Annotated in this window: 25 protein-coding genes; 10 read left to right on the top strand and 15 right to left on the bottom strand. The window is 49.0% G+C overall.

Features of this window, described 5'->3' with window-relative positions:
* The first annotated feature begins 15 nt into the window (after positions 1–15).
* Entirely contained in the window at positions 16–1,128 is a 1,113-nt protein-coding gene (locus UC15_RS16380; protein ID WP_112289423.1) for a right-handed parallel beta-helix repeat-containing protein, read from the top strand.
* Between the two features lie 3 nt (positions 1,129–1,131).
* On the opposite strand, the gene UC15_RS16375 is transcribed toward UC15_RS16380, so the two are convergent.
* The 10 genes from UC15_RS16375 to rhtA all read right to left on the bottom strand — a co-directional run bounded on the left by UC15_RS16375 (position 1,132) and on the right by rhtA (position 10,457).
* Entirely contained in the window at positions 1,132–1,476 is a 345-nt protein-coding gene (locus UC15_RS16375) for a hypothetical protein (RefSeq protein WP_232829918.1), read from the bottom strand.
* 25 nt (positions 1,477–1,501) lie between these two features.
* Positions 1,502–1,849: a hypothetical protein gene (locus UC15_RS16370; RefSeq protein ID WP_112289422.1), complete on the bottom strand. Its 348-nt coding sequence runs from the start codon at positions 1,847–1,849 to the stop codon at positions 1,502–1,504.
* 54 nt (positions 1,850–1,903) lie between these two features.
* Entirely contained in the window at positions 1,904–4,309 is a 2,406-nt protein-coding gene (locus UC15_RS16365; protein WP_112289421.1) for a glycosyltransferase, read from the bottom strand.
* A gap of 83 nt (positions 4,310–4,392) precedes the next feature.
* Complete coding sequence (locus UC15_RS16360) at positions 4,393–5,058, bottom strand: ABC transporter ATP-binding protein (RefSeq protein WP_112289420.1); 666 nt, start codon at positions 5,056–5,058, stop codon at positions 4,393–4,395.
* Positions 5,055–5,831, bottom strand: coding sequence for an ABC transporter permease (locus tag UC15_RS16355; RefSeq protein ID WP_112289419.1), 777 nt, complete (start codon positions 5,829–5,831; stop codon positions 5,055–5,057). The genes UC15_RS16360 and UC15_RS16355 overlap by 4 nt, the downstream gene beginning before the upstream one ends.
* Before the next feature lie 659 nt (positions 5,832–6,490).
* Entirely contained in the window at positions 6,491–6,994 is a 504-nt protein-coding gene (gene dps / locus UC15_RS16350) for a DNA starvation/stationary phase protection protein Dps (protein ID WP_112289418.1), read from the bottom strand.
* A 455-nt stretch (positions 6,995–7,449) separates the two neighbouring features.
* Complete coding sequence (locus tag UC15_RS16345) at positions 7,450–8,127, bottom strand: anti-sigma factor domain-containing protein (RefSeq protein WP_112289417.1); 678 nt, start codon at positions 8,125–8,127, stop codon at positions 7,450–7,452.
* A complete protein-coding gene (locus UC15_RS16340) occupies positions 8,124–8,705 on the bottom strand; it encodes a sigma-70 family RNA polymerase sigma factor (RefSeq protein ID WP_112289416.1) in 582 nt (193 codons plus the stop codon). The genes UC15_RS16345 and UC15_RS16340 overlap by 4 nt, the downstream gene beginning before the upstream one ends.
* A gap of 64 nt (positions 8,706–8,769) precedes the next feature.
* Positions 8,770–9,333, bottom strand: a complete 564-nt coding sequence (locus UC15_RS16335; protein WP_095922755.1) for a fasciclin domain-containing protein — start codon at positions 9,331–9,333, stop codon at positions 8,770–8,772.
* 215 nt (positions 9,334–9,548) lie between these two features.
* Complete coding sequence (gene rhtA / locus UC15_RS16330) at positions 9,549–10,457, bottom strand: threonine/homoserine exporter RhtA (protein WP_369964440.1); 909 nt, start codon at positions 10,455–10,457, stop codon at positions 9,549–9,551.
* Positions 10,458–10,943: 486 nt separating this feature from the next.
* Between rhtA and ompX the strand changes: the two genes are divergently transcribed.
* Positions 10,944–11,471, top strand: a complete 528-nt coding sequence (gene ompX, locus UC15_RS16325; RefSeq protein WP_112289432.1) for an outer membrane protein OmpX — start codon at positions 10,944–10,946, stop codon at positions 11,469–11,471.
* A gap of 168 nt (positions 11,472–11,639) precedes the next feature.
* On the opposite strand, the gene UC15_RS16320 is transcribed toward ompX, so the two are convergent.
* Genes UC15_RS16320 through UC15_RS16310 form a run of 3 tightly spaced genes read right to left on the bottom strand, consistent with a single transcriptional unit; the run spans position 11,640 to position 13,701 of the window.
* On the bottom strand, positions 11,640–12,404 hold the full coding sequence (locus UC15_RS16320; RefSeq protein ID WP_112289414.1) for a molybdopterin-dependent oxidoreductase: 765 nt from the start codon (positions 12,402–12,404) through the stop codon (positions 11,640–11,642).
* Entirely contained in the window at positions 12,397–13,038 is a 642-nt protein-coding gene (locus UC15_RS16315) for a cytochrome b/b6 domain-containing protein (protein ID WP_112289413.1), read from the bottom strand. Before UC15_RS16315 ends, UC15_RS16320 begins: the two co-directional genes overlap by 8 nt.
* 39 nt (positions 13,039–13,077) lie before the next feature.
* Positions 13,078–13,701, bottom strand: a complete 624-nt coding sequence (locus tag UC15_RS16310; protein ID WP_112289412.1) for a hypothetical protein — start codon at positions 13,699–13,701, stop codon at positions 13,078–13,080.
* Positions 13,702–13,914: 213 nt separating this feature from the next.
* Here UC15_RS16310 and UC15_RS16305 point away from each other — a divergent pair, with 213 nt between their 5' ends.
* The 4 genes from UC15_RS16305 to UC15_RS16290 all read left to right on the top strand — a co-directional run bounded on the left by UC15_RS16305 (position 13,915) and on the right by UC15_RS16290 (position 19,182).
* A complete protein-coding gene (locus UC15_RS16305; RefSeq protein ID WP_112289411.1) occupies positions 13,915–14,589 on the top strand; it encodes a heavy metal response regulator transcription factor in 675 nt (224 codons plus the stop codon).
* The gene (locus tag UC15_RS16300; protein ID WP_232829916.1) at positions 14,582–16,015 is read left to right on the top strand and encodes a heavy metal sensor histidine kinase; all 1,434 of its coding nucleotides are present in this window, start codon (positions 14,582–14,584) and stop codon (positions 16,013–16,015) included. The genes UC15_RS16305 and UC15_RS16300 overlap by 8 nt, the downstream gene beginning before the upstream one ends.
* Before the next feature lie 236 nt (positions 16,016–16,251).
* A complete protein-coding gene (gene eptB, locus UC15_RS16295; protein ID WP_112289410.1) occupies positions 16,252–17,928 on the top strand; it encodes a kdo(2)-lipid A phosphoethanolamine 7''-transferase in 1,677 nt (558 codons plus the stop codon).
* 144 nt (positions 17,929–18,072) lie between these two features.
* Complete coding sequence (locus tag UC15_RS16290) at positions 18,073–19,182, top strand: endonuclease/exonuclease/phosphatase family protein (RefSeq protein ID WP_112289409.1); 1,110 nt, start codon at positions 18,073–18,075, stop codon at positions 19,180–19,182.
* A gap of 137 nt (positions 19,183–19,319) precedes the next feature.
* Here the strand turns inward: UC15_RS16290 and UC15_RS16285 are convergent, their stop codons facing one another.
* Positions 19,320–21,374 (bottom strand): choline transporter, encoded by a 2,055-nt coding sequence (locus tag UC15_RS16285; RefSeq protein WP_112289408.1) that lies wholly within the window; start codon positions 21,372–21,374, stop codon positions 19,320–19,322.
* 235 nt (positions 21,375–21,609) lie between these two features.
* Here UC15_RS16285 and betI point away from each other — a divergent pair, with 235 nt between their 5' ends.
* The 4 genes from betI to UC15_RS16265 all read left to right on the top strand — a co-directional run bounded on the left by betI (position 21,610) and on the right by UC15_RS16265 (position 25,958).
* Positions 21,610–22,191 (top strand): transcriptional regulator BetI, encoded by a 582-nt coding sequence (betI, locus tag UC15_RS16280; protein WP_112289407.1) that lies wholly within the window; start codon positions 21,610–21,612, stop codon positions 22,189–22,191.
* A 44-nt stretch (positions 22,192–22,235) separates the two neighbouring features.
* The gene (gene betB / locus UC15_RS16275) at positions 22,236–23,705 is read left to right on the top strand and encodes a betaine-aldehyde dehydrogenase (RefSeq protein WP_112289406.1); all 1,470 of its coding nucleotides are present in this window, start codon (positions 22,236–22,238) and stop codon (positions 23,703–23,705) included.
* Between the two features lie 24 nt (positions 23,706–23,729).
* Positions 23,730–25,415: a choline dehydrogenase gene (gene betA / locus UC15_RS16270; protein WP_112289405.1), complete on the top strand. Its 1,686-nt coding sequence runs from the start codon at positions 23,730–23,732 to the stop codon at positions 25,413–25,415.
* An 87-nt stretch (positions 25,416–25,502) separates the two neighbouring features.
* A complete protein-coding gene (locus UC15_RS16265; protein WP_112289404.1) occupies positions 25,503–25,958 on the top strand; it encodes a GNAT family N-acetyltransferase in 456 nt (151 codons plus the stop codon).
* A 4-nt stretch (positions 25,959–25,962) separates the two neighbouring features.
* Here the strand turns inward: UC15_RS16265 and UC15_RS26050 are convergent.
* The coding region (locus UC15_RS26050; protein ID WP_232829915.1) for a hypothetical protein at positions 25,963–26,168 on the bottom strand (206 nt) is incomplete at its 5' end.

Here is a 26,168-nt window from a genome sequence, read left to right as displayed (position 1 = left end):
TTAAAGGAGGCCAATATGATAACTTCAAGTAAAAAATTCCTTCTTCTAAGCACCTTGTCGTTATTTATTTTGGCCAACTCTTGCGTAAATTATGTTTTTGCAAATGGTATTGATAATGCTTGTGGTAATCTTGAAATACATGGTGAAGTCAAGCTTAATAAAAATTGCACCTATCAAGGGCCATTAGTTATTACTAAAAGCAATACATATCTGGATTGTAATAATGCTATTTTAGATGGTAAAAATAAAACTTCCAATGGGGTTATTATAGATGCGCAAGGGCATGGAATTTCAAATGTAACAATAAAGAATTGCAATATAAAGAATTATATTTTCAGTGGTATTAAAGTTTCTTCAGGAATTCCAGCTAATAAATTAACTAACAATCGAAGTGAAAATTATAAAAAAAATGCAAGTAACATAAAAATTGACTCAGTTACTATCAATCAAGTGAGTAGGGTTGGTATTTATTTAGAGGCTTATACTACTGATACGGAAATCACAAACTCTATAATTAGTGATTCCGGCGGAGTTGGAGTTTACCTTGATCAGGCTTCGAAAAACAATATTATCAGTAACAATATAATCACTAATAATGGTGTTTCAGTCTCAGGGTATAAAAGAGAAGGTGTAGCTGTAGATTCTTCTGCAGGCAATATTATTCAAGATAATACATTTAATGGGAATGGATTAGGAGGAGTGTTTTTATATAAGAATTGTGGAGAGAAGATCAGTTCTGGAAAATCTGTGTTACGATGGCAGCACAGTGATAACAATATTATTCGCAGAAATTTATTCGTAAATGAATCGGTCGGTATTTGGATAGCATCTAGGCAAAGTTATAACTTAAGAAAATGGGATTGCGGCGACAAACCAATGGATGCCAAAGGGGAGTATTATGAAGATTATGCGGATAATAATGTTGTTGAAAATAATAAATTCTGTGATGTCAAAATGCCAATTAGGATCGAAGGTGATAATAATATCATATCAAAAAATCTATTTGATGATAACAACCTCAAGGAAGTAGAAATACCTACTTCCATGAGAGAGAAATTAACTGGTAAAAAGGCAACGGGAAATATTATTACTGGGAGTGAAAAGATAGAGTGTAAAAAAAGTAACTAGTTATCAGCGTTGCATCTCAATTTCTTCAATGACTAGTTGTGAGTCTTTCCTTTGTATTTTTATTTTAGGAGGGCTTAGTTTCATTAATAGTCCAGACGAAATAGAGTCTTCTATTTTTGATACTGAATCGAGAATGTTGGAATACTTTAATTCTCCTAATACGCTTTTATCCAAGAGGTAATCCCACCATTTTAATTTATTTAATCTTTCAATTAAGGATGTAGGGAATCTTAACTTAATTATTTTTGCTGGATTTCCACCAACAATACAATAGTCAGGAACATCGCCAACGACTACAGAACCTGCGGCAATAATGCAACCATTACCTATTGTTACTCCTCTTTTTATAAAAACATTTGAACCTATCCATACGTCATTGCCGATAGTTGTTCTGATTTTTTTTTATAACATATTTTTCATCAGAAACAATTTTATTGAACTCATCACTATAGCCGAATATGCCCTTATCATTCCACGCAAATCCACTTGTACTCAACCAATCCACCGGGTGTTCTATTGGCCCAATCATCGCGCGGTGAGCGATAGATGTAAAACGGCCAATATCTGAGTTATGAATAATAGAGTCATAATTACCGTATGAGTAAGCGCCTATTGTACTTCTGTAACCTCTAAATCGTATCGATGACAAATTCGCAGGCCGTTCAAGTATGATTTCACCTTGTAGCTCTAAAGGTTTTTCTTGATTAGGAATATTTATCATTATATTTCCAAATTTTGACTTGCCCCTCCCTTGTTAACAGGGAAGGGCACAATATTACTTAAAGGATAACCAGCCAATCACTCTCAGCGGGGCATGTTTAGAATCAGAAAAAAACAAATGTGGATTTTTAGATATTTTGTTTTTCATCTTTTTTTTTGTGAAAATTTTCACACAAGGAACTAAAACTCTACCTAATAATGTTTTAGAATTATTTTTGTGAATGTTGTTAATATTAGTAATTGTGCTTTCTATTTTTTCGCTTGCACTTACCTGCTCTACAACTCCAGCTGGAGGTACGGGCTTAGCTAATGGCTTAGAGACAGGTTTTGGCTTAGCTTTGGGGGTTTCTGAGCTAATATTTAAGTGCCAATTTAAGTAGCTTCTGTTTGAATAGTCAAATCCATCGAGACTTAGGCCAGTAAGTGTCAGAGTATTATCTAAGTTAAGAATTTCTACACAAATATTATCATATGCGTGGGATTTTCTATCCGAAAATTCCCGGAGAATGTCTTGAGCATTGAACCAGCTATATTTTCTAAAAATTAACCAAGTAAGGAACAACTTAACTTTTTCTTCGTCTAATTCATAATCTTGAGAAGTTTCAATTAAGCTCGCGCTTTCAGATACAGAAATACATCGCTTTGCGAACAGGTTATTCCCATTATAATATGCATTGCCAATATGATACACCGGCTTATTATGAATTAACGCCAGAAGTCCAACCCCGGAGTTGTACAAGGTTACAGCGTCAGCTATGTCGATTAAAGCATGAATATTATCACATTGATCTGCGCAAATTATATTTTCATAATCACTTGTCCAGCTTAAATCATATTTGCTCAGTGGGTGTTGTTTTATTATGAACAAAATATCTGGATGGCTTTCTACCGCTTCTTTAATGTTAGATTCATATTCTTGATAGCTAGGGTAACCTTCCGTGAAATAATTAACGGCCATATCATCACGTAACTGCAATGGGATGAATATTTTCCTTTTATCTGAGAATCTTAATAGAGTATGTTTTTGCCATGTTTTGGAATATGAATCCATGGCTTCTAAGGAAGTATTTCCTTCTTTCATCATGGAAAGAATTTTCTCGGCGGAGCTTAATTCATCGTCAGTGAAATTTTTTCTGTCTAACTGCTTATTGATAGAGTGATAATCTGTATCTCCATAAGCAACTTCATCTGCGTAATATATTGAATTAGGTAAGCCACCTCTTTCTATAACTGTTACTTGAATTCCAAGCTTTTTAGCGACTTCAATAATTCCTCTAAATACAGCATGACTTTTCATATAGGGATTGAAAATAAAAACTCTTTCAAATTTATTATTCTCAAGTGCATATAGAGTTGATGAGATAGCCTCGTCTGTTTTCTCATTTAACACTGACAGTGTATATCCTGCAAGTCTTAAAGGAAGGAAATAACCCCATTGTGCTTTATCACTAAAGACACAGAGAGCAGATTTTTTTCTTGGGATATAATCGACAGAAAGCAATTGAGAGTTGGATTTTGAATGACGTTCTAAGACAGTGTTGAATCTTTCTCTTTTCCAATCGTTACTTTGAGTCCAATATCCCTTAGCACTTGGTTTTTCATGCCAAAGGTGGAAAGCTTTAAGGCCAAGTGATTCCGAAGGTAAAGTGAAAGCTTCAAGGTATCTACGGAATCCAACGTACTCTTTATCACCCCAAAAAGAACCTTTCAGCGGTCCATAGAAGTCTTTTTCGAGGCCGGTAGGGACTGGAATATTTGTCGATAATTTAGCTAGCCTAATTAAAAATTCAAAGTCTTCTGAACCATGTCCACGGAATTCATCGCAATATCCACCTGCAATATCGAACATTTTTTTATGCATGAAGAATGTATTGCTATATGGTGCTACGAATTCGAAGATATCTCCAAACTCTGTTCCCAAACCATCAAAACTCCATTTTGTGATTAGCTTATCTTTTTCATTTTTACTATCGAGGGATTCAAAATACTCACTTGAGTCCTTGTTAACATGAAAAATCGGCATTGTAATTATTTTTCTAGGATTTTTCTGTAGTTCAAGTCGATTAGATAAATTTACTAAGCGCTGAAAAATATCACTTTCATATACAAAGTCGATATCCGCGAAGAAAATAAAATCGGTAGTGACCTCAGAAAATGCAATGTTTCTGGCTTTAGATGCTGAAAAAACGCCATCATCTTCGATATGTATTAGTTTTGCTCCATATTTATCACATACTTGAACAATTTCTTCTGCATATTTATCTTTAGAACCAAAGTCAATAATTAGAAAATTTGGGGAGGGATTGTAAAAATCAAGTGCGAACTTAAGCCTTTCAATAATCCAAGGTGTTACTTCACCTGCTCTAATACCATAGCACAGAGTAATGTCGGAAATTTTTACTGGGTGGACGTCTATTGCATCCTTGACTACATCAATTAATTTTTTGTGTTTTGTTGACATCTTATGGCACCCTTTGATATTTTTTAAAACGGATATGAATTTGCGAAAAATTATAAGTGATCAAATTTGATTTAATATAATCACTAAATTCCTTCATCTTGTTTATATAATTCAATCGCATTTTGTACAGAATCTAAAAACAAAATCTTGTTATCTCTTCCGATAAACAAAGCTACATCGCAAAACTCTTTAAGTGATCCCAGACTGTGGGACACCATCAAAAAGCTGGCTTCTTCATGACGTGCTTTAAACAAGTCAGCGCATTTCTGTTTGAATCTGGCATCGCCGACCGCTGTGACTTCATCGACAAGATAGTAATCAAATTTAAACGCCATGCTCAGGCCAAAACCCAGACGGGATTTCATGCCGGAGGAATAAGTTTTAATCGGCATATCAAAGTATTTACCCAGCTCGGCAAACTCTTCGACGAAGGCGACTTTTTCACGTAACTGGTCTGGTGTGGAATAAAGGCGCGCGACGAATTTCACATTTTCCCGTCCGGTCAGACTGCCCTGAAAGCCACCGGCCAGTCCGACCGGCCAGGATATGGTTTTATCGGTGTGAATCTTGCCGGAATCAGGACGGTCAATGCCGCCGATAACGCGTAACAGTGTTGATTTACCGGCGCCATTTCTCCCAATTAACGCCACGCTTTTACCAGAAGGCAGTTCAACGTTCAGATCTTTAAAAACGTAATGGCGGCCTTTCGGTGTGCGATAGGATTTTGTCAGGTTTTCGATTTTTATCATGATGTCAGCATCGCCTCTTCACGGTTTCGGTAAAGGGCTAATCCGATGAATAATACAACCAGAGTACAGGCGGCCAGATAATTCAGGCTGACGCCTTCGCTGATATAACCAGGAACAACGGATTGACGGCAAAGTTCTACGACGTGAACGATAGGGTTCCATAGCAGATACGGCCAGTATTCTTTCGGGATGTTGTGCAGCGAAAACATAATGCAGGAAATAAAATAGAGAGGCTTAACCAGAATAGGTAAGAACTTTTCGGTTTCAGGGAATGACTTCCCGACCACCATAAATATTAAGCCCATACCGAAGGAGAACAGGACTAAAAGTACCCATACTAGAATCAAAGTAATAAGTTTAGTGACCTCAAACTCTTCGCCCAGCAGACCTACAATTGCCATAAGTAATATGTACACGACGGCATATATCAGTGTTTCTAACAACGCTCTGGCGATGATGGTATCTACAGGACGAACAGGGCGGTAATTAAAGAGACCCTGGTTGGCTTCAATAGCGCCTATAGATCGGTTGGTAATATTGCTGAAAACAAAGAAAGGAATAATGCCATTAATCAAAAATACCGGAAATGAAATATCAGGCATCGTGCGGTGCATAACATAGCCAAAGATCCCCAATAAAATCAGCATATGCGCCATCGGTTCTAAGGCTGCCCACAGATAACCCAGTCTGAACTTACCAAAACGAGTCTTAATTTCCCTCAAAAACAGCGCTTTTACCGCCGCCTTCTGAACTTCTAAGCCACTACGTGCCATCGGATTATTCCAGTGTTTAACATTTCCACGCTACCGCCCCTGGCTTACAGCAGCCAATGCGCTCAGGAACGGGTCGGATTGTGGGGAGTCGGTTGTGCATAACACATCAAAGATGTGTCAGGAGCGGGGGAGTCACTTATCCATAAGTTGCGTATAGAGGACTGATGCCGGGGGAACATCCCTGGTAAATATCTCTATTTTTTATAAGGTTAGAGTGAGATACCCTTTTCACAAAAATGCAAAGGTTGCGAAAAAATATTTCAGCAAGTTTCAGGGGTGACCACACCTATGTAAAATTGCTTTGAACTATTAATTTGTATTAAATCATTCATACGGCCTATTGGTTTAAGAATTCTCTGAGGTGATAAATAAACTGTTGGTTTTTCAGTAAGATAATGAAACCGGTCCCATTGGTCTAAGTTGCGGATATAGTTGAAATTGTAACTATTCATCAGAGGTATTATTAAATTCTGATGCAAAGTTACTGAGTGTGGCGGGTTTTAAGTCAAATTTTCACAAGAGGGGAGCGGGGCTGGATAGCGGACATAAAAAAGCCAGCGACTTTCGTCACTGGCCTTTCGCATTAATCACTCAGAGTTCCGCAGCCTGATTCTGCGGTATCGGGCAACATTTACCCGATAAGGATTACCTGATTCTGATTACTCGATATTTGATTCGATGAACCACAGGAATTTATCCAGGTCGCGCGATGCGGCGGTGAAAATATCTGCGGTATCTTCATCTTCAACTTCACCAATCGCCTTGCGGGTATCGTTAGCGACAACGGCGAAACGATCCGCCAGCGCTTTCAGATGTTCCTGCACGGTATGGATGTTGGTCGGGTAGCTTTTCAGCGGAGTTTTATCGTTAACAACCTGAACGGTACCCAGCGCCACGCCACCTAACTGCACCACACGTTCTGCGATGGTGTCCTGGTGATCGATAACTGCAGTACGGAATCCATCAAGCATTTCGTGGACGGCGATGAAGTTAGCGCCACGCATGTTCCAGTGTGCTTGTTTGATAATCAGTGACAGATCAATATATTCGGCCACCAGACGGTTCAGCACCTTGATAGTATCCAGCTTGACGCTTTCATCTAAATCGTTGCGTGTATAAATAAGCTCAGAAGATTTCGTTTTGACCAGTTTAGCGGTACTCATATTCATATCTCCTTGTTTCATTAAAATTAATTGCTACAAACGTGTTTCTCAACTGCATTCAGTATAGCAATAAATCGAAATTTTGCAGGACAGCATTTCCTATCGCTTCGATAGCATCTGTCTAATAGACAATTCCGTATTTGAGGAACCACCTTATCACACTGATTTATAAGGTGGATAGGAATCCTCCTGAACAGATAAAATATTATCGCGAAAATCATTAAATGCCAGTGATAATAATTTTCATTACAACGGTCAGATATTATTAAATGTAAGCTGACGTGTGGGGATATATATCCTGGCTCTGGTTTCAACGGAAGCCGTCATTTATTCACTGAAAACGATTTATGCACCGAAAATAGTTGCTGGCATAAATTATTCTTTTGAAAACATAACGGCAGGAAAAGCCTGCCGTTTTATATTTCATAACGTCGATCGCAGGGTATCGCAGTGAATCAAAGTGCCAGAGCACCGCTGTACAGCACTGCACCTGTCGGTTGTCCGGTCGGTGAGCCTCCGCGCGGTTCCAGACTGATTGCCAGCGTATAACCCGGATCAGGCATCTTTTCCGCCAGTGCCAGTTGTGTCGGTTGTTGTGTATTCAGCAGACCGAGCGAGCGGGGTTTGCCGCCAGGCGGAATGGCCCACAGTTCCAGGCTATGGTTGTCGGCGATACCTTGCGCCTTAAGCGGCGTCAGCATCAGGCTGCGGGTACTCATATCCACGCTCACCACCCATTGCCCGTTCTGCACACCGGCACTGCTGGCGAGAACAGCCACCGGTGTCGGCGTTTCAGGTTGCACCATAAGGCGCGGGATGAGTAACAGCGCGGCAAGCCCGGCGGCCAGCGCCCAGCCAAGATATGTGCGCACCGGTCTTTTAACGGGAACCGGTAATCTGGCCGGTTGTAATGCAAGGTTGTGCTGAATGCGCTTCCACACCGAAGCGGGCGGAATGACCGGGACAATCTGATTATCCAGTTGTGTGAAAGCTTCCTGCCAGCGGGCGACTTCAGCCGCCAGTTCAGGGTCTTCCCGCATTTTCTGCTCGAACTGAATCCGCGCTGCGCCGCGTAAGGTGCCGAGCGCATATTCAGCCGCGAGGGCAGCATGATAATGGCTTCTGCTTTTCATAGGCCTGCGCAGCTCTTTAAGTGATCCAGGGCGCGACGGATCCAGCTTTTAATCGTCCCCAGAGGTTGTTGTAAATGCGATGAGACCTCACCGTGTGACAGGCCCTGATAATAGGCAAGAGTCAGGCTTTGTCTCTGTTCGGCGGGAAGGTGCGCGAGACAGTCGGCCAGTATTTTGGCTTCGCTGTCCTGCTGCAACCGTTGTAAGGGTTCATCGTGGTCGCTGGCATCGTTTTCTCCCAGGTTGTCATCCAGTTCTTCTAACTGGTTGTCGCTCCCGCGCATCCAGTCGATAGCGCGGTTGCGGACAATATGGGTGAGCCAGGTCATCGGGGAACTCAGCGCCGGATTATACGACCCGGCACGGTTCCACGCGGTGATATAGCTGTCATGCAACACTTCTTCTGCCCAGGCATGACGGCGCAGCATTCTCAGCGCGACGGCAAACAGCCGGGGGGACGTCAGACGGTACAATTGCTCAAATGCCTGTCGGTCGCCAACGGCCATGGCGCTCATCAGTTCACGCTGTACTTCCTGTGCTTTCTCTGGTGTTGGCTTAACTAAAAAATTGTCATGCATTCGCCCGTCCTGACTTACTGAGGTGCTGTTTCATAAAGAAATCATGCCCTCAGTATAGTCGGTATTATTTTGGCATCAGGACGGTATCAATGACGTCGATCACACCGTTCTTCTGCTGGACGTCATAAGTACTGATATTGGCGACATTCCCTTTGCCATCTTTCAGCTGAATATTGTGCGGGCCATTATTCATGATCCACAGCGGCTGGCCGTTGACGGTTTTCAGTTCCGCCGTGCCGTTACCTTTTTTCAGCAGTTTTTCCAGATCTTTCATTTCATACTTACCCGCCACCACGTGGTAGGTCAGGATGCTGGTCAGCGTGGCTTTGTTTTCCGGTTTCACCAGATTGTCGACAGTCCCGGCTGGCAGTTTAGCGAAAGCGGCGTTGGTCGGCGCAAACACAGTGAACGGACCTTTACCCTGCAACGTATCCACCAGACCCGCCGCTTTCACGGCGGCGACCAGGGTGGTGTGGTCTTTCGAGTTCAGGGCATTTTCTACGATATTTTTAGAAGGATACATTTCAGCGCCACCGACCATGGTGGTGCTTTGGGACATCATTGCAGCCATTGACGCGGTGCTCAGCAGAAGAGATGCACAGATAGCGGTACGGAGTAATGTTTTCATGATGGTGTCCTTTGTCGTTGAGTAGGTAAGGTCTTGCCTCACATCTATACATACGAACGGACCCCCGCTTTTGGATGCAGGAAAAATGAAAAAAAATCGAAATTAATGAAAGTAATTTGCAATGCATTGATAAAAAAGAACAAACAGAAAAGAAAAAGCCACGTCGGATGAACGTGGCTTTTTGACAGAAAAACGCAGGGCTATTTGCCGAAAGGCTATTTACCGGAAGGATTATTCCCGGCGATATCGACCGTTTCTATTTTTGTTTTACGCTGAATCGTCAGCGTCGAACCGGCCGAGGCTGCGATAATTGCCGCCAGCCCAAGCCACTGTGTTCCCGTCAGGAACTCGCCGAGGAAGATAATGCCGGAAAGCGCGGCCATCGCCGGTTCCATGCTCATCAGCGTGCCGAAAGTTTTAGCGGGCAGTTTGGTCAGCGCCATCATTTCCAGTGAATAAGGAATAGCTGACGTGAGCAGGGCGATCAGCAGGCCCAGCGGCAGGATCTCCCAGCTGAATATGGAGGTCTTCGCCTGGATGACACCGACAGGGAAGAAGATCAGTGCGGCAATCAGCGAGCCCATTGCGGCAGTGCCGGGGCCGTAGCTGCTGCCAGCTCGTTGTCCGGCAAGAATATAAATCGCCCAGCACGCACCCGCAATCAGCGCAAAACACGCGCCTTTGAGATCAACACCGCCCGCGCTCTGGCCGAGCGGCAACAGGAACAGCAATCCGGTGACGGCCAGCACGACCCAGATAAAATCGACAGGTCTGCGTGAAGAAAACATCGCCACGGCCAGCGGGCCGGTAAATTCCAGTGCAACGGCAATGCCCAGCGGCACGGTGCGCAGTGCCAGATAAAAGGAATAATTCATGCAGCCCAGTGCCAGACCATACATCAGCAGTGAACGCAGATTGCCGCCGCGCATTTTCAGGCGCCACGGACGGAAATAGAGCAGCAACAGAATGGAGCCGATACCCAGTCGCAGCGCGGTGACGCCTTGTGGCCCGACTACCGGGAACAACGTTTTGGCCAGTGACGCGCCGCCCTGTAATGAGAGCATGGCGATCAGCAGCAACAGGATCGCCACCAGGGGAGACGCTTTTTTAGGTAACGCCGGGATTGGGGGGCTGTTGTTATTTGTCGCAGGCGGCAGAGTCGTCTGCGTTTCCGGCGTGTTCTTTCCTGAATGAGTCATCCTTTGAGCCTTTTGAGGTGATTCCATAAATTCAGAATCTTTTAGATTTATAGTTTTGAAAAGAAAGGTAAAGCAAGGTAAGTGTAGAGGGAAAACGGAAGAGAAAAAATCCTGATAAAAAGTTTTTTTCAGAACGTGTTTTTTTAAAAGAAGCGAAAAAACGCCTGAAAAGTGTCCATTTTTTGCCCAGATAATTAGGAATTATCTGCTAATTTCAAAAAGTTCAATAAGTTTATCTTATAGTTTATGTGACGAAAATCCCAATTAAATTATATGGATAGGGTGCTCTGGAAACTTCCTGTTACACCATATGATGCTTTGGACATCTTAAATGAGGCAGAGTTTCACACTAGTTTTTGTTATATTTTGGAACGTGAAGGTTACTTTGGTTTCTTATTTGAGGTGGTTATGATGAAAAAAATCGCATGTCTTTCCGCATTAGCTTGTGTAGTTGCACTGGGCGCATCAAGCGCATTCGCTGACACCAGCACCGTTACCGCTGGTTATGCTCAGGGTGATATGCAAGGCGTTGCTAACAAAGCAAACGGCTTCAACTTAAAATACCGCTGGGAACAAGATAGCAACCCACTGGGCGTTATCGGTTCTTTCACCTACATCGAAGATGACAGCACACCGGCATCTGGCGACTACCGTAAAGCACAGTACTACGGTCTGACTGCTGGTCCAGCTTACCGTCTGAATGACTGGGCTTCCATCTACGGTGTTGTGGGTGTGGGTTACGGTAAAACTCAGTACAACGAATCAGCAGCATCTACCAGCCGTGAAAAATACGATTCAAGCGATTACGGCTTCTCTTACGGTGCTGGTCTGCAGTTCAACCCAATCCAGAACGTTGCTCTGGACGTGTCCTACGAACAGTCCCGCATCCGCAGTGTTGATGTTGGTACCTGGATCGCAGGCGTGGGTTACAGCTTCTAATTCTTCGCCCTGCGTAACGCTTCGTCGTTACACACCCGCGAAAACAAAAACCGCTCAACTGAGCGGTTTTTTTTTATGACTTTTTTTCAGCGGGTAGTGGAGACGGGACCGTTATTTGCACCTTTGCCGCTTAAGTGGGGGAGGCGGGGAGGGGGTTTAGGGGGCAACTCAAATCCCGCTGTACCAGTTATATCCCTGATCTTCCCAGTAGCCGCCGGGATATTCGTTGGTAACGAAAATCGCGCCAATGTGTTTGGCGTTTTTGAAGCCAAGCTTGGTGGGCATTCTCAGGCGTAACGGGTAACCGAAATCCGGCGGTAACGGTTTGCCGCCGAAATCCAGCGCCAGAATGGTTTGCGGATGCAGCGCCGTCGCCATATCGATGCTGGAATAATAACGGTCGTCACATTTGAATCCGACGTATTTAGCGGTCAGATCTGCGCCGATGTGCTGTAAAAACGTTTTCAGCGGCACGCCTTTCCACTGACCAATTGCGCTCCAGCCTTCAATGCAAATCAGACGGGTGATCTGACTTTCCTGAGGCAGTCGCTGTAACTGTTCCAGCGTCCACGAGGCTTTCTTTTGCACCAGACCGGAGACTTCAAGCCGGTAATTGGGAATGTCTATTTCCGGCACGTTGTATTCCGGATAATAAGCATTGAAGCGGAACGGCGTGGTGATCTGGTCAGCGCGATAGGTTTGCGCCAGTTTTTGTCCGCTGAACAGCCAGCCTTGCACGCGGTCATTCCAGCGTGACATCGCCCACAGCACTTTATCGACCTCGTCACCGTCCTGCAGATTACAGCCAGTGAGCATCGATACCGCGCCTAACGTGAGGCCTCCACGCAATAACATGCGGCGCTGAATATTGACCAGTTGCTTGCGCTGATCGGGCTCAAGAATAATTTTTGGCCGGCGTGATTTATCACTCATCGGCGCTTTCCTCCGTACTTATTTTTTTGCCGCCGGTCAGCATTGCCACGAAGGTTTTTGGCACCAGCAGAACCATCAGTACGTGAATAATGACGAACAGCATCACGCCGCTCATCGCAAAAAAATGCACATAACGCGCGATATCAAAACCGCCAAACAACCACACCAGACCGCTGAACTGTACCGGTTTCCAGATGGACAAACCGGAAAGCAAAAGCAATACGCCGAGCAACAGCACGCCGCTGTACATCAGTTTTTGCACGGCGTTGTACTGCCCGAGTTTGTGGGGAAGTTTGAATGTCAGCGCGCGAACGGTATCGCGCCAGACGGAGCGCGGCGAAAAGGGGTAAAAGTCGCGGCGGAAATGGCCGCTGAACATGCCCCAAAGAATGTAGAAAAGGGCGTTTGCTGCCAGCAACCACATGACTGCCAGATGCCAGGCGATGTTGCCGCCCAGCCAGCCGCCGAGGGTCGTGCTCTGGGGAAAGGTAAACGAGAAAATCGGGTCGGCGTTATAAATCCCCCAGCCGCTCATTACCATGCCGATCATTGCCAGCAGATTAATCCAGTGACAAATGCGCACCGGCCAGGAATGCACCCTGCGTTTGCGAAGTGGAGAGGGCTGAGGTTTCACGGAAAAACTCCTGTTGTCCGGTAAGGCCGTCAGGCCGGATTACATTGGTGGCGTAACGCCGTCTTTGCCCGCAGAAATGCCGCGTGCAACCAGGGAACCTTTGTCATCTTTCATCGCGAACAGCACGACTTTGGTGCCCGGTTTCAGCAGACTGCGGTCACCCGGTGCCAGCAGAACGACCGGTACATCGTCAGGAACGACAACGGTTTTCTCTGCATCATGGTATTTCACAGTCAGCGTGCGGCCATTGCTGTTAACCAGTTTGCCGACGGTGCCGTTGGTCATGGTGTTGATTTTGCCGTCCGGCGATTCAAACGGATTGAAACCTTCGCCGCTGCCGCGCAGGCTTGGCGCAAATACGTGAACTTCCAGCGCTTTCAGTGTGCCGTTGGCCTGAGGTACTGCCGCCGTACCGATGAAGCTGTCGGCTTTGATATCGCTGATCTGGCCTTTGGTGACGGAGTTGATACGGGTTTTATCCGTCAGCTTAACGTCGAGCTTTTCGCCCTGACGGGTGGTGATTTGTACTGATGAGTCATTAACAGAATCAATGGTTCCGCGTGTTGGTTTGATCACGTTATCGGCGGCAAAAGCCGATGCCATTGTGCTGCTCATCAGCAGTGAACCCAGTAACAGACCCGCAAGACGTTTGGTGGTATTCATTATTAACTCTCCAGTTTCCGGCATTATTTCATTTGGTTAGAAGAATCACTGACCCTGCCAGTGATGAATAGCTTCATTAAGAGTGGACGATAAACCGGGATTGGCTGATGACAAATTGATGACAAAATTGTCATCAAAGGTGTCTGGCGAAACTGATAAACTTCCCCATGAATCATTCTTTGGGAGAATGGTATTGCGGCGCTGAGGGCCTGAATGCGGATACTGGTGATTGAAGACGATGTCAGTACGGGCGATTACCTGAAAAAAGGGCTGACCGAAGCCGGTTATAGCGTCGATCTGGCGCGTAACGGGGCCGATGGCCTGTTTCTGGCGCTGGAGGAGGGCTATGACACGGTGATCCTCGATGTCATGCTGCCCGGCCTCGACGGCTGGCAGGTGATGGAAGTTCTGCGCAAGAAAAGCGACGTGCCGGTGCTGTTTCTCACCGCACGTGATGAAGTGCAGGATCGCATCCACGGGCTGGAACTGGGCGCTGACGATTATCTGATCAAACCGTTTTCCTTTACCGAACTGGTATTGCGTATCCGCACGTTGCTGCGCCGTCCGGCAGCGCGTGAGCCGGATATTTACTCGGTCGATGACCTGCATCTTGATGTGCTACGCCGTCGCGTAACCCGTCAGGATCAGACCATCGCGCTGACCAATAAAGAATTCATGTTGTTGCAGCTGCTGATGCGTCGCGAAGGCGAAGTGCTGTCGCGCACCATGATCGCCTCGCAGGTATGGGATATGAATTTCGACAGTGATACAAACGTGGTGGATGTCGCCATTAAGCGTCTGCGCGCCAAAGTTGACCGTGGCTTTGAGCTGAAACTGATCCACACCGTGCGCGGCATCGGCTACGTCTGTGAAGTGCGCAATGACTGATTTAACCTCCGCTAAAAAGCCTGCACGGGCCATGTCGCTGACGCTGCGCGCCACATTACTTTTTGCGCTGCTGGCCTCGCTGGTGGTCAGTGCCGTGGGCTTTTATCTCTACTATTCGATGGACAAAGAACTGGTGCGCCGTGCGGATTATCAGGTCAGCGGGCGCGTGCAGTATTTTCGCCATCTGCTGGCGAATGAATTCCCGCTGTCACAGCTGAGCCGTAATCCTGGTCTATTTGAAAATATGCTCGGCAATGAGCGCGATATTCTGACCTTCAGCCTTTCCGGTGAACCGCCGTTAATCAACGTCAATCCTTCACACCTTGTTTTGCCGCCGTTTGCCGCGGTACCCGAAGGGCAGCCGCTGACGCTGAAAACGGTTCACGGGCAAAAGGCGCCAGATGGCACGCCGGTGCGTTTTGCCCGTGCTGCGGTAAAAATTCAGGACGGACGCACGGTTGAAATTACCGCAGGCCATTTCATGACCGAAGAATCGCGCCTGTTAGAAACCTTCCGCTGGGAAATTATCGGCGCAGTGTTGTTTTCGTATGTGCTGATTGCCGCACTGGGTTATCTGGTCATCCGCCGCGGGTTGAGGCCGCTGCGCAATATGGCGCGGGAAGCGACGCAAATCCACCCGGCCAGCTTATCGACGCGCCTGAGTACAGACAAAGCGCCGCAGGAATTACAGCAACTCATCCTTTCTTTCAACGATATGCTGGAAAGGCTGGCGGAAGGTTATCAGCGCCTGACGCAGTTTTCCGCTGATCTGGCCCATGAAATCCGCACGCCGGTGGGCGCGCTGATGGGGCATTGTCAGGTGGCGTTGTATCAGCCACGCACGGTCGAAGAATATGAAACACTGCTTGCTAACAATATGGAAGAACTGGAACGCATCTCGCGCATGGTCGAAAACATCCTGTTCCTGGCGCGTGCTTCGGATGCGCGGTCGGTTCTCACCATAACCAGCATTGATGTTTCATCAGAAATTACGCGTATCCAGGAATATTTTGAAGGGCTGGCAGAAGAGCGGGAAATGACCCTGCATGGCGATGGGCGCGGTGTATTACACGCGGATGCTATTTTGTTCCAGCGTGCGCTGAGCAATCTGGTTGCCAATGCGGTGCGTTATGGCCGTGAAGGAACCGAAGTGGTATTGCGCGCCGAACCTCATGCTAAAGGCATGGATATTCACGTTATCAGTCAGGGCGATCCGATACCGGCAGATAAGCTCGGAAAACTTTTCGACCGTTTCTATCGTGCGGATGCGTCGCGCAGTGAAGGTGGCAGTTCGAGCGGGCTCGGTTTATCGATTGTTCAGGCCATTATGGCGCTGCATCAGGGCAGTGTCAGTGTTGAAAGTTCAGCGCAGGGAGAGACGCGTTTCACGCTGTCCTTTCCTGATGCGGGTCACAAAGATTCTTAATAATTGCTCAACAGATTTCAAAAAATGAGTCGGAAAAGTATGAAACCCACATTTCTATGGCTTTGAAACATAAGCAATTCGTTAATTTTGTAACATTATCACATTGGAAGTCACCAATGACTTTGAACGATTATAGGCGTTCCGGGGTCTGAATTGTCCTAAGGAGCAGGTTCCATCCTCCGGTACGAGCGGTCTTTACGACGTAAACAGACTCACAAAAGAGCCATTTATTTCTAATGCATAAATTACGAACACTTTCGCAACAGAGCATCTCTTTGTTCATTGCACTTTATCTTGGGATTTTACTGAACCTTCCGATCTTCTTCCGTCGTTTCGAGCAGCTGCATTATGACAATGCGTTGTCCATTGCTGTTGAAGCGATCGCCTGTTTCGCGCTGGTCTACTTCCTTTGTATGTTGCTGTCTTATACCGGAAAAACCGTTTTCCGTGTGCTGATGACGGCCATTGTTATTTCCTCCGCTGCCGCCAGCTATTACATGATCCTGTTCAACGTCGATATCGGTTACGGTATTTTGGCGGCGGCGCTGGCATCGGACTCCATTGATCTCTCGAAAGAATCTGTCGGAACGCACTTCATCGCCTGGACGGTTTTGGTCAGCCTGATCCCGGTCCTGCTGTTGTGGCTGAGCAAAATGCCGGGTGCGGCGCTCAGACAAACCACCTTTAAAAATCTGGCGGTGAGAACCGTGCTGCTCGCGGTTTCCGGGCTGATTTGTTATATGCCGCTGCGTCTGATGGGCAAAGTGCAGGATCGTCACGACATCGTCAATAACCGCATGATGGCGAGTTATGGCGGCGTGGTTGCCGGAACGTATTCGCCGTCGAACTGGCTTTCAGCGCTTGGACTTTACACCTATAGCAGCTACAGCAAAGCCGAAGACAACAAAAACCTGTTCGATCCAGCCAAACATTTCACTTACACCGCACCGGCTGATGCCAAAGATATGTATGTGGTGTTTGTGATCGGCGAAAGTGCGCGTCGTGACCATATGGGTCTGTACGGCTACGACCGTGACAACACGCCGAATCTCGACAAAGAGAAAAACCTGGTCGCGTTGCAGGGCTATTCCTGTGATACCGCCACCAAACTTTCCCTGCGCTGCATGTTTGTTCGCGAGGGCGGAGCCTCTGAAGAACCGCAGCGTACCCTGAAAGAAGCTAACGTGTTTTCCGTTCTGAAAAGCAATGGCTGGAGCTCTGAGCTTTATTCCATGCAAAGCGAAGCGTGGTTCTACAATAAAACCCGCGCTGACGATTATTCACTGCGTGAAAACATTGCCTCTGAGAAGCGCAATGCCGGTAAGCCGGTGGATGACATGCTGCTCATCAACGAAATGAAAGATTCGATGAGCAATCATCCGCAGGGTAAGCACCTGATTATTCTGCACACCAAAGGCTCGCATTATCTTTACTCCGACCGTTATCCGCGTTCTTTCGCCAAATATAAACCGGAATGCATGGGTATTGATGATTCCTGTTCTACGGAAGAGATGATCAACGCTTACGACAACTCGCTGTTGTATACCGACTATTTCCTGTCGCAGGTGTTTGATCAGCTGCGCGACAAGAATGCGATTGTGTTTTATGCCTCCGATCACGGTGAGTCGATTTCCAAAAGTATGCATTTCCACGGCACACCGCGGGATCATGCGCCGATTGAGCAACGTACTGTGCCGATCATGGTCTGGGCGTCAGACAAATTCCTGTCAAACGACCAGAACAAAGCGGGCTTCGAACAGTTGCAGAAAATGGCCGCTGAAAAGAAACCGGCTTTCCATGAAAAACTGTACGACACCATTCTGGGCTGTATCGGTTACACCTCGCCAAATGGCGGGATTGTCGAGCAACACAACTGGTGTCATGTGCCTGATCAGGCCACCGCTGCAAAGTAATTACCGCTAAAAATGCCGCCTTTTTCGGAACAATGGAAAGGGCGGTGACATCCTTCTGGTCGCCCTCCGTTTTTTAAGTCACAATCGGTTAACAAGGTATTGAGAGTTTCTCTTCTGCTATTTTTTTATCAGGGTCGATAACCGATGCATGCTTTTCGAATTACCCTTTGTGTCCTGACGGTCATCATGACCTTGCTGACGCTGCTGCCTTTTTCCCGCAATCAGCGCTGGTGGGTACGGGTCTGGGATTTCCCGCGTTTGCAGATGGCGACGTTGTGTCTGCTATTTCTGCTGACCGAGCTGATGATCATGCCGCTAAGCGACGGAATTTCCACCACAATCATTATTTTAACGGTGGCTTGTATGGCCTACCAGAGCTGGTGGATTTTGCCTTACACCCCCTTTTACCGGGTGCAGGTGAAGAAAACCGTCTCCGGCAGTCATTCACGTATCAAAATCATGAACAGCAACGTGCTGACCACCAACCGCAAAGCCGGCGCGCTGATTGCACAAATACGCGAGCATCAGCCGGATATTCTGGTGTTGCTGGAAACAGATCAGTGGTGGGAAGACCAGATGGCGGTGCTGGACGCGGATTACCCGCACAGCCTGCGTTGCCCTCTGGATAATCTCTACGGAATGCACGTCTATTCCCGTCTGCCGATGCATTCGGCAAAAATTCAATTTCTGGTGGCAGACGACATCCCGTCGATGCATTTTCGCGCCGAACTGCCTACCGGCGAACAGGTGGTGATGCACTGCCTGCACCCGATGCCGCCAAGCCCGACGGAAGCCGACGAATCCACTGACCGCGATGGCGAGCTGGTTGCCGTCGGTCATACGGCGGCGAAAGCGACCTATCCGACGATTGTGACAGGCGACCTGAATGATGTGGCATGGTCGCGCACCACGCGCCTGTTTATGAAAGTCAGCGGCCTGCTCGATCCGCGCCGTGGCCGGGGTATGTTCAATACTTTCCACGCCAGTTATCCGTTCCTGCGCTGGCCGCTGGATCACGTTTTCCATAGCAAAGATTTCACGCTGGTCAGTCTTCAGCGTCTTGGGTTTATGGGGTCGGATCATTTCCCGATCCTGGTGGAACTGGCGCTGACCCCTTGTGAGGGGCAGGATCAAGAATCGCTGGAAATCGATGAGGAAGACCTCGAAGAAGCGGAAGAAAAACTGGCTAACGCCGGGGTGAAAAGCACTGACGTACACCGGGCGGAAAAACTCAACATGCCTGTCTGCGGGTAATCACTATGACAAGTGAACGCGATCGTCTGCTGCTGGAAAAAGTCCTGCCATTTTTACGTTAAGCGCACGTTTCCGGACATAAAAAAACCCGCATTACGCGGGTTTTTTGTGAGGTCGTTGTTATCCGGTTTACGTGATTAAACCGGCTGTTCCGGGAAGGTCAGGGTATTCCCCGGCGCTTCGCGGTTAATGTGCAGGAAGTTCAGATGACGTTCGTACTGATCCAGAATGTCATTGATTACCTGATGTTTGGTGAAGTCCATCAGGTCATTGCCCTGCGTACCTTCCAGCAGGAAGGTTTCCAGACGGTAATAATTCGATTTACCCGCACGTGCGCGATAGGTAAAGGCAGGGACGGCATAACGCACCGGCCAGATCTGATACACAAAGTTCTGTTCTTCGCCCAGCGCCACCTGCAATTCCAGCGGCCCGATTTTCTCGTCTTCCTGTGGCTCATGTTCGTTGAACGTCACTTTCGCCCCGCGCAGTTCCAGTTCCTGCGCCACTTCCTGCATCGCCGGACGGCAGACGGTATCCATCATTTTCTGCGTATGGCGCGTGCCCGGATAGTTCATCACCCGTGACAGACGCTGTTTCCAGTTCAGCGCCGCGTCGCTGGTTGAAGGCATCGGCGCCAGATTCTGCTGAGTGCTGGCGCGGCGGTAATCTTCCAGCCGCAGCGATTTATATAATCCGGCCATGATGAAGAAAATCACAAAGCTGAACGGCAGCCCCATAATCACCGTGGTGTTTTGCAGCGCGGAAACGCCGTCGGTCATCAGCATCCCCAGCGTCAGCACGCCGATGGTAACTGACCAGAAAATCCGCAGCCAGTTCGGCGCATCGTTATTAATGTCCGCCAGTTTTGAGGTGAAGTTACCCAGCACCAGTGAACCGGAATCCGCCGAGGTGACATAAAACAGCAGGCCGGTGATGGTGGCGACAGAAGCACTCAGCGTAAAGCCGGGATACTGCGCCAGCAGGCTGTAAACGCCGCGCTCAGGGTGCGCAATCACTTCGTTGGCGAAATCCAGATTGCCGTGCAGGATCTGATACAGCGCACTGTTACCGAAAATCGACAGCCACAACAGGGTGAAGACAAACGGAATGATCAGCGTGCCGAGAACGAACTGACGGATGGTGCGCCCGCGTGAAATACGCGCCAGGAACAGGCCGACAAACGGCGACCAGGCCACCCACCATGCCCAGAAGAACAGGGTCCAGCTGTTCATCCATTCCGTCGGGCGATCAAACGCAAAGGTATTGAGCGTCATGCCCATAAAGCGGTTGATGTAATCCCCGATGTTGAGCACCAGCGCATTGAGCAGGAATTCGGTATTGCCAAAGAACAGCAGGAACAGGATCAGCCCCAGCGCCAGCAGCACGTTGAGTTCCGACAGAATTCGGATGCCTTTATTCACGCCAGACGTGACCGATACCGTCGCCATGATCACCGAAAGCAGGATCAGGGCGGCCTGAACGGTCAGGTTTTCCGGAATATGGAACAGCACTTTCAGCCCGTAATTGAGCTGCACCACGCCAATACCGAGCGTTGTCGCGATACCAAAAATGGTGCCGACGACGGCGGCAATATCCACGCTGTGACCGATCGGGCCGTTGATGCGTTTGCCGAAAATCGGGTACAGCGCCGAACGGATGGTCAGTGGCAGGTTATAGCGGTAGCTGAAATAGCCCAGCGCGATCCCCATCAGCGCATACATTGCCCAGCCGGTCAGACCGTAGTGGAACAGCGTCCAGGTCATTGCCTGTCGTGCGGCTTCCAGCGTCTGGCCGTTACCTTCCGGCGGCAGCATGTACTGCGTTACCGGTTCGGCGACCGAGAAAAACATCAGGTCGATGCCGATCCCGGCGGCAAATAACATGGCCGCCCAGCTCATCATGCTGAATTCGGGTTTGGATTGTTCAGGGCCCAGTTTGATCGAGCCGAAGCGCGAGCAGGCTATGAACACTACAAACACGATGTACAGCGTCGCCGCCAGCATGTAATACCAGCCAAATGTAGCAGACACCCAGTTGAGGGTCAGGCTGATCCATTTTCCCGATAAATCGGTGAAGAAAATGGTCATTAGTGTGAAGGCTAAAATCAAACCTGCGGAGGTGAAGAACACCACCTTGTTGAGCTGGTCGCGAGGTTTTTCGCTCTGTTTATCTGTCGTATCGGCAATTGCCATTTTTTCCCCTGTCTTGCTAATTAATCACTGTTTTTCAATAAATTGGCTTCTTACCAACTCCAAAATTCATACAAATTACTAACGTATTGGTAATAAAATATATGCATTTTTAATTGAACGTTCAATCAAAAAAAAGTTAAATAGGTGGCGTAAGAGCGTTAACAAGGTTGTACGAAAGCGTAAAAAAACGGTTTTTAAGCGCGTTTCAACCCGCTCATTTTCAGGAGCCGGAACCATGCCCAAAGTAGGAATGCAGCCGATAAGAAGGCAGCAATTGATTGAGGCAACCCTGGCGGCGGTCAACGAAGTCGGGATGCACGATGCGTCGATTTCGCAGATCGCACGCCGTGCAGGCGTCTCCAACGGCATCATCAGTCACTACTTTCGTGACAAGAATGGGCTGCTGGAAGCGACCATGCGTTATTTGCTCAGTCATTTGGGGGAAGGGGTGCAGTTGCGGTTAGCGCAGCTGACAGATACTGCACCGACGGCGCGACTGCATGCGATTGCAGAAGCCAATTTTGACGACAGTCAGACCAACAGCGCGGCGATGAAAACCTGGCTGGCCTTCTGGGCGAGCAGCATGCATCACCCGCAGTTGTACCGTCTGCAACAGGTCAACAGTCGCCGGCTCTATTCAAACTTATGTTCTGAATTCAGACGTTTTCTGCCCAAAAGTGAGGCACGTCTGGCGGCACAAAGCACCGCCGCACTGATTGACGGCCTGTGGCTGCGCGGCGCACTTAGCGGTAAAGAATTTAACCGCGCCGAGGCGATGCAAATCACCCGCCGCCACATCGAATCGCAGCTCACATGAGCCAGGCAGAAAACCTTCAGACCGCACAGACCGAGGAGAGATTTATGTCCCGCTACGGCACGCAAAAACTTTATATCAACGGACGTTTTCAGGACAGTACCGGTGATGAAACCTTCGATGCAGTGAACCCGGCCAATGGCGACGTGATTGCCACGCTGCCATCCGCCACGCACGCCGATGTCGATCTGGCGGTGAAATCCGCGCAGAAAGGCCAGAAAGTCTGGGCGGCGATGACGGCCATGAGCCGCGCACGTATTCTGCGCCGCGCCGTGGATATTCTGCGTGAACGCAACGATGAGCTGGCGGCGATTGAAACCGCCGATACCGGCAAGCCGTTGTCGGAAACGCTGGCGGTGGATATCGTCACCGGCGCGGATGTGCTGGAATATTACGCCGGGCTGATCCCTGCCATCGAAGGCCAGCAAATTCCGCTGCGCGATTCTTCCTTCGTGTATACCCGCCGCGAGCCGCTGGGCGTGGTCGCAGGTATCGGCGCATGGAACTACCCGATTCAGATTGCGCTGTGGAAATCCGCACCTGCGCTGGCGGCAGGAAACGCGATGGTGTTCAAACCGAGCGAAAACACCTCGCTGACCGCACTGAAACTGGCGGAAATCTACACCGAAGCGGGCGTGCCGGACGGCGTGTTCAGCGTAGTCACCGGTGCAGCCAGCGTCGGCCAGGCGTTAACCGATCATCCTGATATCGCCAAAGTTTCGTTCACCGGCGGCGTTAAAACTGGCAAGAAAGTCATGGCCAGCGCGTCGGCGTCCACGCTGAAAGAAGTGACGATGGAACTGGGCGGCAAATCTCCGCTGATCATCTTTGAAGACGCGGATCTCGATAAAGCGGCTGACATCGCCATGATGGCGAACTTCTACAGCTCCGGCCAGGTGTGTACTAACGGCACCCGCGTGTTTGTGCCAAAAGCACTGCACAAAGCGTTTGAAGCTAAAGTTCTGGAACGCGTGAAGCGTATTCGTCTGGGCGATCCAACTGACGAAAACGTCAACTTCGGCCCGCTGGTCAGCTTCGCACACATGGAATCCGTGCTGCGTTACATCGACAGCGGCAAGCGTGAAGGCGCGACGTTACTGACCGGCGGCGAACGCGTGACTTCCGGCGAATACGCGAAAGGCGCTTATGTCGCCCCGACGGTCTTTACCGACTGCCGCGATGACATGCTGATTGTCCGTGAAGAAATCTTCGGACCGGTGATGAGCATTCTGACGTATGAAAGTGAAGAGGAAGTGATCCGCCGCGCCAACGATACCGAATACGGTCTGGCTGCCGGGCTGGTGACGCAGGATCTCAACCGTGCGCATCGTGTTATTCACAAACTCGAAGCCGGGATTTGCTGGGTCAATACGTGGGGCGAATCGGCGGCAGAAATGCCGGTCGGCGGCTATAAGCACTCCGGCGTTGGTCGTGAAAACGGCGTAACCACGCTTGAGCATTACACCCAAATCAAATCCGTGCAGGTCGAACTGGGCGAATTCAGCTCAGTCTTTTAATCCGCCGCGACAGAGGAGATTTTAATGGATTACGATTACATCATTATTGGTGCCGGTTCTGCCGGCAACGTTCTCGCCACCCGGCTGACCGAAGACAGCAATGTCAGCGTGTTGCTGCTGGAAGCGGGCGGCCCGGATTATCGTCTGGATTTCCGCACACAGATGCCTGCGGCGCTGGCATTCCCGTTACAGGGCCGTCGTTACAACTGGGCGTATGAAACCGACCCGGAACCGCATATGAATAACCGCCGTATGGAATGCGGGCGCGGCAAAGGCCTGGGCGGTTCTTCGCTGATTAACGGTATGTGTTACATCCGCGGTAACGCGATGGATTTCGATAACTGGGCGAAAGCGCCGGGTCTGGAAGACTGGAGTTATCTGGACTGCCTGCCGTATTTCCGCAAAGCCGAAACCCGCGATATCGGTCCGAATGATTTTCACGGTGGCGACGGACCGGTCAGTGTGGCGACGCCGAAAAAAGGCAATAACCCGCTGTTCCACGCGATGATTGAAGCCGGTGTGCAGGCAGGGTATCCGCGTACCGACGACCTGAACGGTTATCAGCAGGAAGGTTTTGGTCCGATGGACAGAACCGTGACACCGAAAGGCCGTCGTGCAAGTACAGCGCGCGGGTATCTGGATCAGGCCAAACCGCGAGCCAATCTGACCATCGTGACGCACGCGCTGACCGACAGAATTCTGTTTGAAGGCAAGCGTGCCACGGGCGTCAGCTATTTCCACGGTGACGACTACAACGCTAAAACGGCGAAAGCAAAACGTGAAGTGTTGCTGTGCAGCGGCGCGATTGCGTCACCGCAAATTCTGCAACGTTCGGGTGTCGGCGCAGCGGAGCTGCTCAACCGTCTGGAGATTCCGCTGGTTCATGATTTGCCGGGCGTCGGCGAGAATCTGCAGGATCATCTGGAGATGTACCTGCAATACAGTTGCACTCAGCCGGTGTCTTTATACCCGGCCTTGCAGATGCATAACCAGCCCGCGATTGGCGCAGAATGGTTGTTTAAAGGTACCGGTGTCGGCGCGAGCAATCAGTTCGAAGCGGGTGGTTTTATCCGCAGCCGCGAAGAGTTTGCCTGGCCGAATATTCAGTATCACTTCCTGCCGGTGGCGATTAACTACAACGGCAGCAACGCGGTGAAAGAGCACGGTTTTCAGGCGCACGTGGGTTCCATGCGTTCGCCAAGCCGTGGCCGCGTGCAGGTGAAATCGAAAGATCCGCGCCAGCATCCGAGCATCTTGTTTAATTATATGGCAACCGAGCAGGACTGGCACGAGTTCCGCGACGCTATCCGCATCACGCGTGAAATCATGAATCAGCCAGCGCTGGATCCTTACCGTGGTCGTGAAATCAGTCCGGGTGAAAACGTACAGACTGATGAAGAACTGGATGCGTTTATCCGCGAGCACGCCGAAACGGCGTTCCATCCTTCGTGCTCCTGCAAAATGGGTACTGATGAGATGGCGGTGGTGGACGGAGAAGGGCGCGTTCACGGTGTAGAAAGCCTGCGCGTGGTGGATGCCTCCATCATGCCGCAGATCATTACCGGCAACCTGAACGCGACGACGATTATGATCGCAGAAAAGATTGCCGATAAAATCCGCGGGCGTCAGCCGTTACCGCGCAGTACCGCAGAATATTACACCGCAGGCGATGCACCGGTTCGCACGACACCGCTGAAGAAATCTGCCTGATAAATTGGCTGTAAAATGTGTGTTAAAAAGAGATATTCTCAGGAATATCTCTTTTTTTGGCTTTCAGAAAAGGCAGGGCACTTACTCATGACCGGATCTTCATCGCTTCACTGGCAGGATTACCATCACAGCGAACTCAACACGGCACAGCTTTACGCCATTCTGTCACTGCGCAGCGAAGTGTTTGTGGTCGAGCAAACCTGCGTTTATCAGGACATCGACGGGCAGGATCTGACCGGTGAAAATCGTCATATCATCGCCTGGCTGGACGGTAAAATAGCCGCCTATGCGCGTATTCTGCGTTCCGATGATGAGGTGGCAATCGGACGGGTGATTGTTGCCCCTTCCGCACGTGGCCTGAAGCTGGGATATCAGCTGATGGAACAGGCACTGGCAGCCTGCCACAAACACTGGCCGGGCGCGCGCGTCGCGATTTCCGCGCAGGCGCATTTGCAGGGATTCTATGGCCGGCTGGGGTTTGTGGCGTATACGGAGATTTATGATGAAGATGGGATTGCGCATGTGGGGATGGAGTTGAGGTAAAGGGTTAGCCTTTAGCTTTAACTTCAAGGTCAACACCAACACCGTGGGTTGCCACCCACACCGGCCTTAAGAGGCGCCTATCGCCGCGTCTCTTAAGAATCTCCGGCTCTTTTACTGCGCGCTGCCGCTGGGACGATGGACATGTTCCGGTGTATTGGTGAGTGGCGCAAAATGTCATCGCTGCGCGATTCCCGAATTTCAGGTTTCGAG

The organism is Rahnella sp. AN3-3W3 (genome assembly GCF_003263545.1).
GTDB classification, from domain to species: Bacteria; Pseudomonadota; Gammaproteobacteria; order Enterobacterales; family Enterobacteriaceae; genus Rahnella; species Rahnella variigena.
This window is presented reverse-complemented; position numbering and strand designations above follow the sequence as displayed.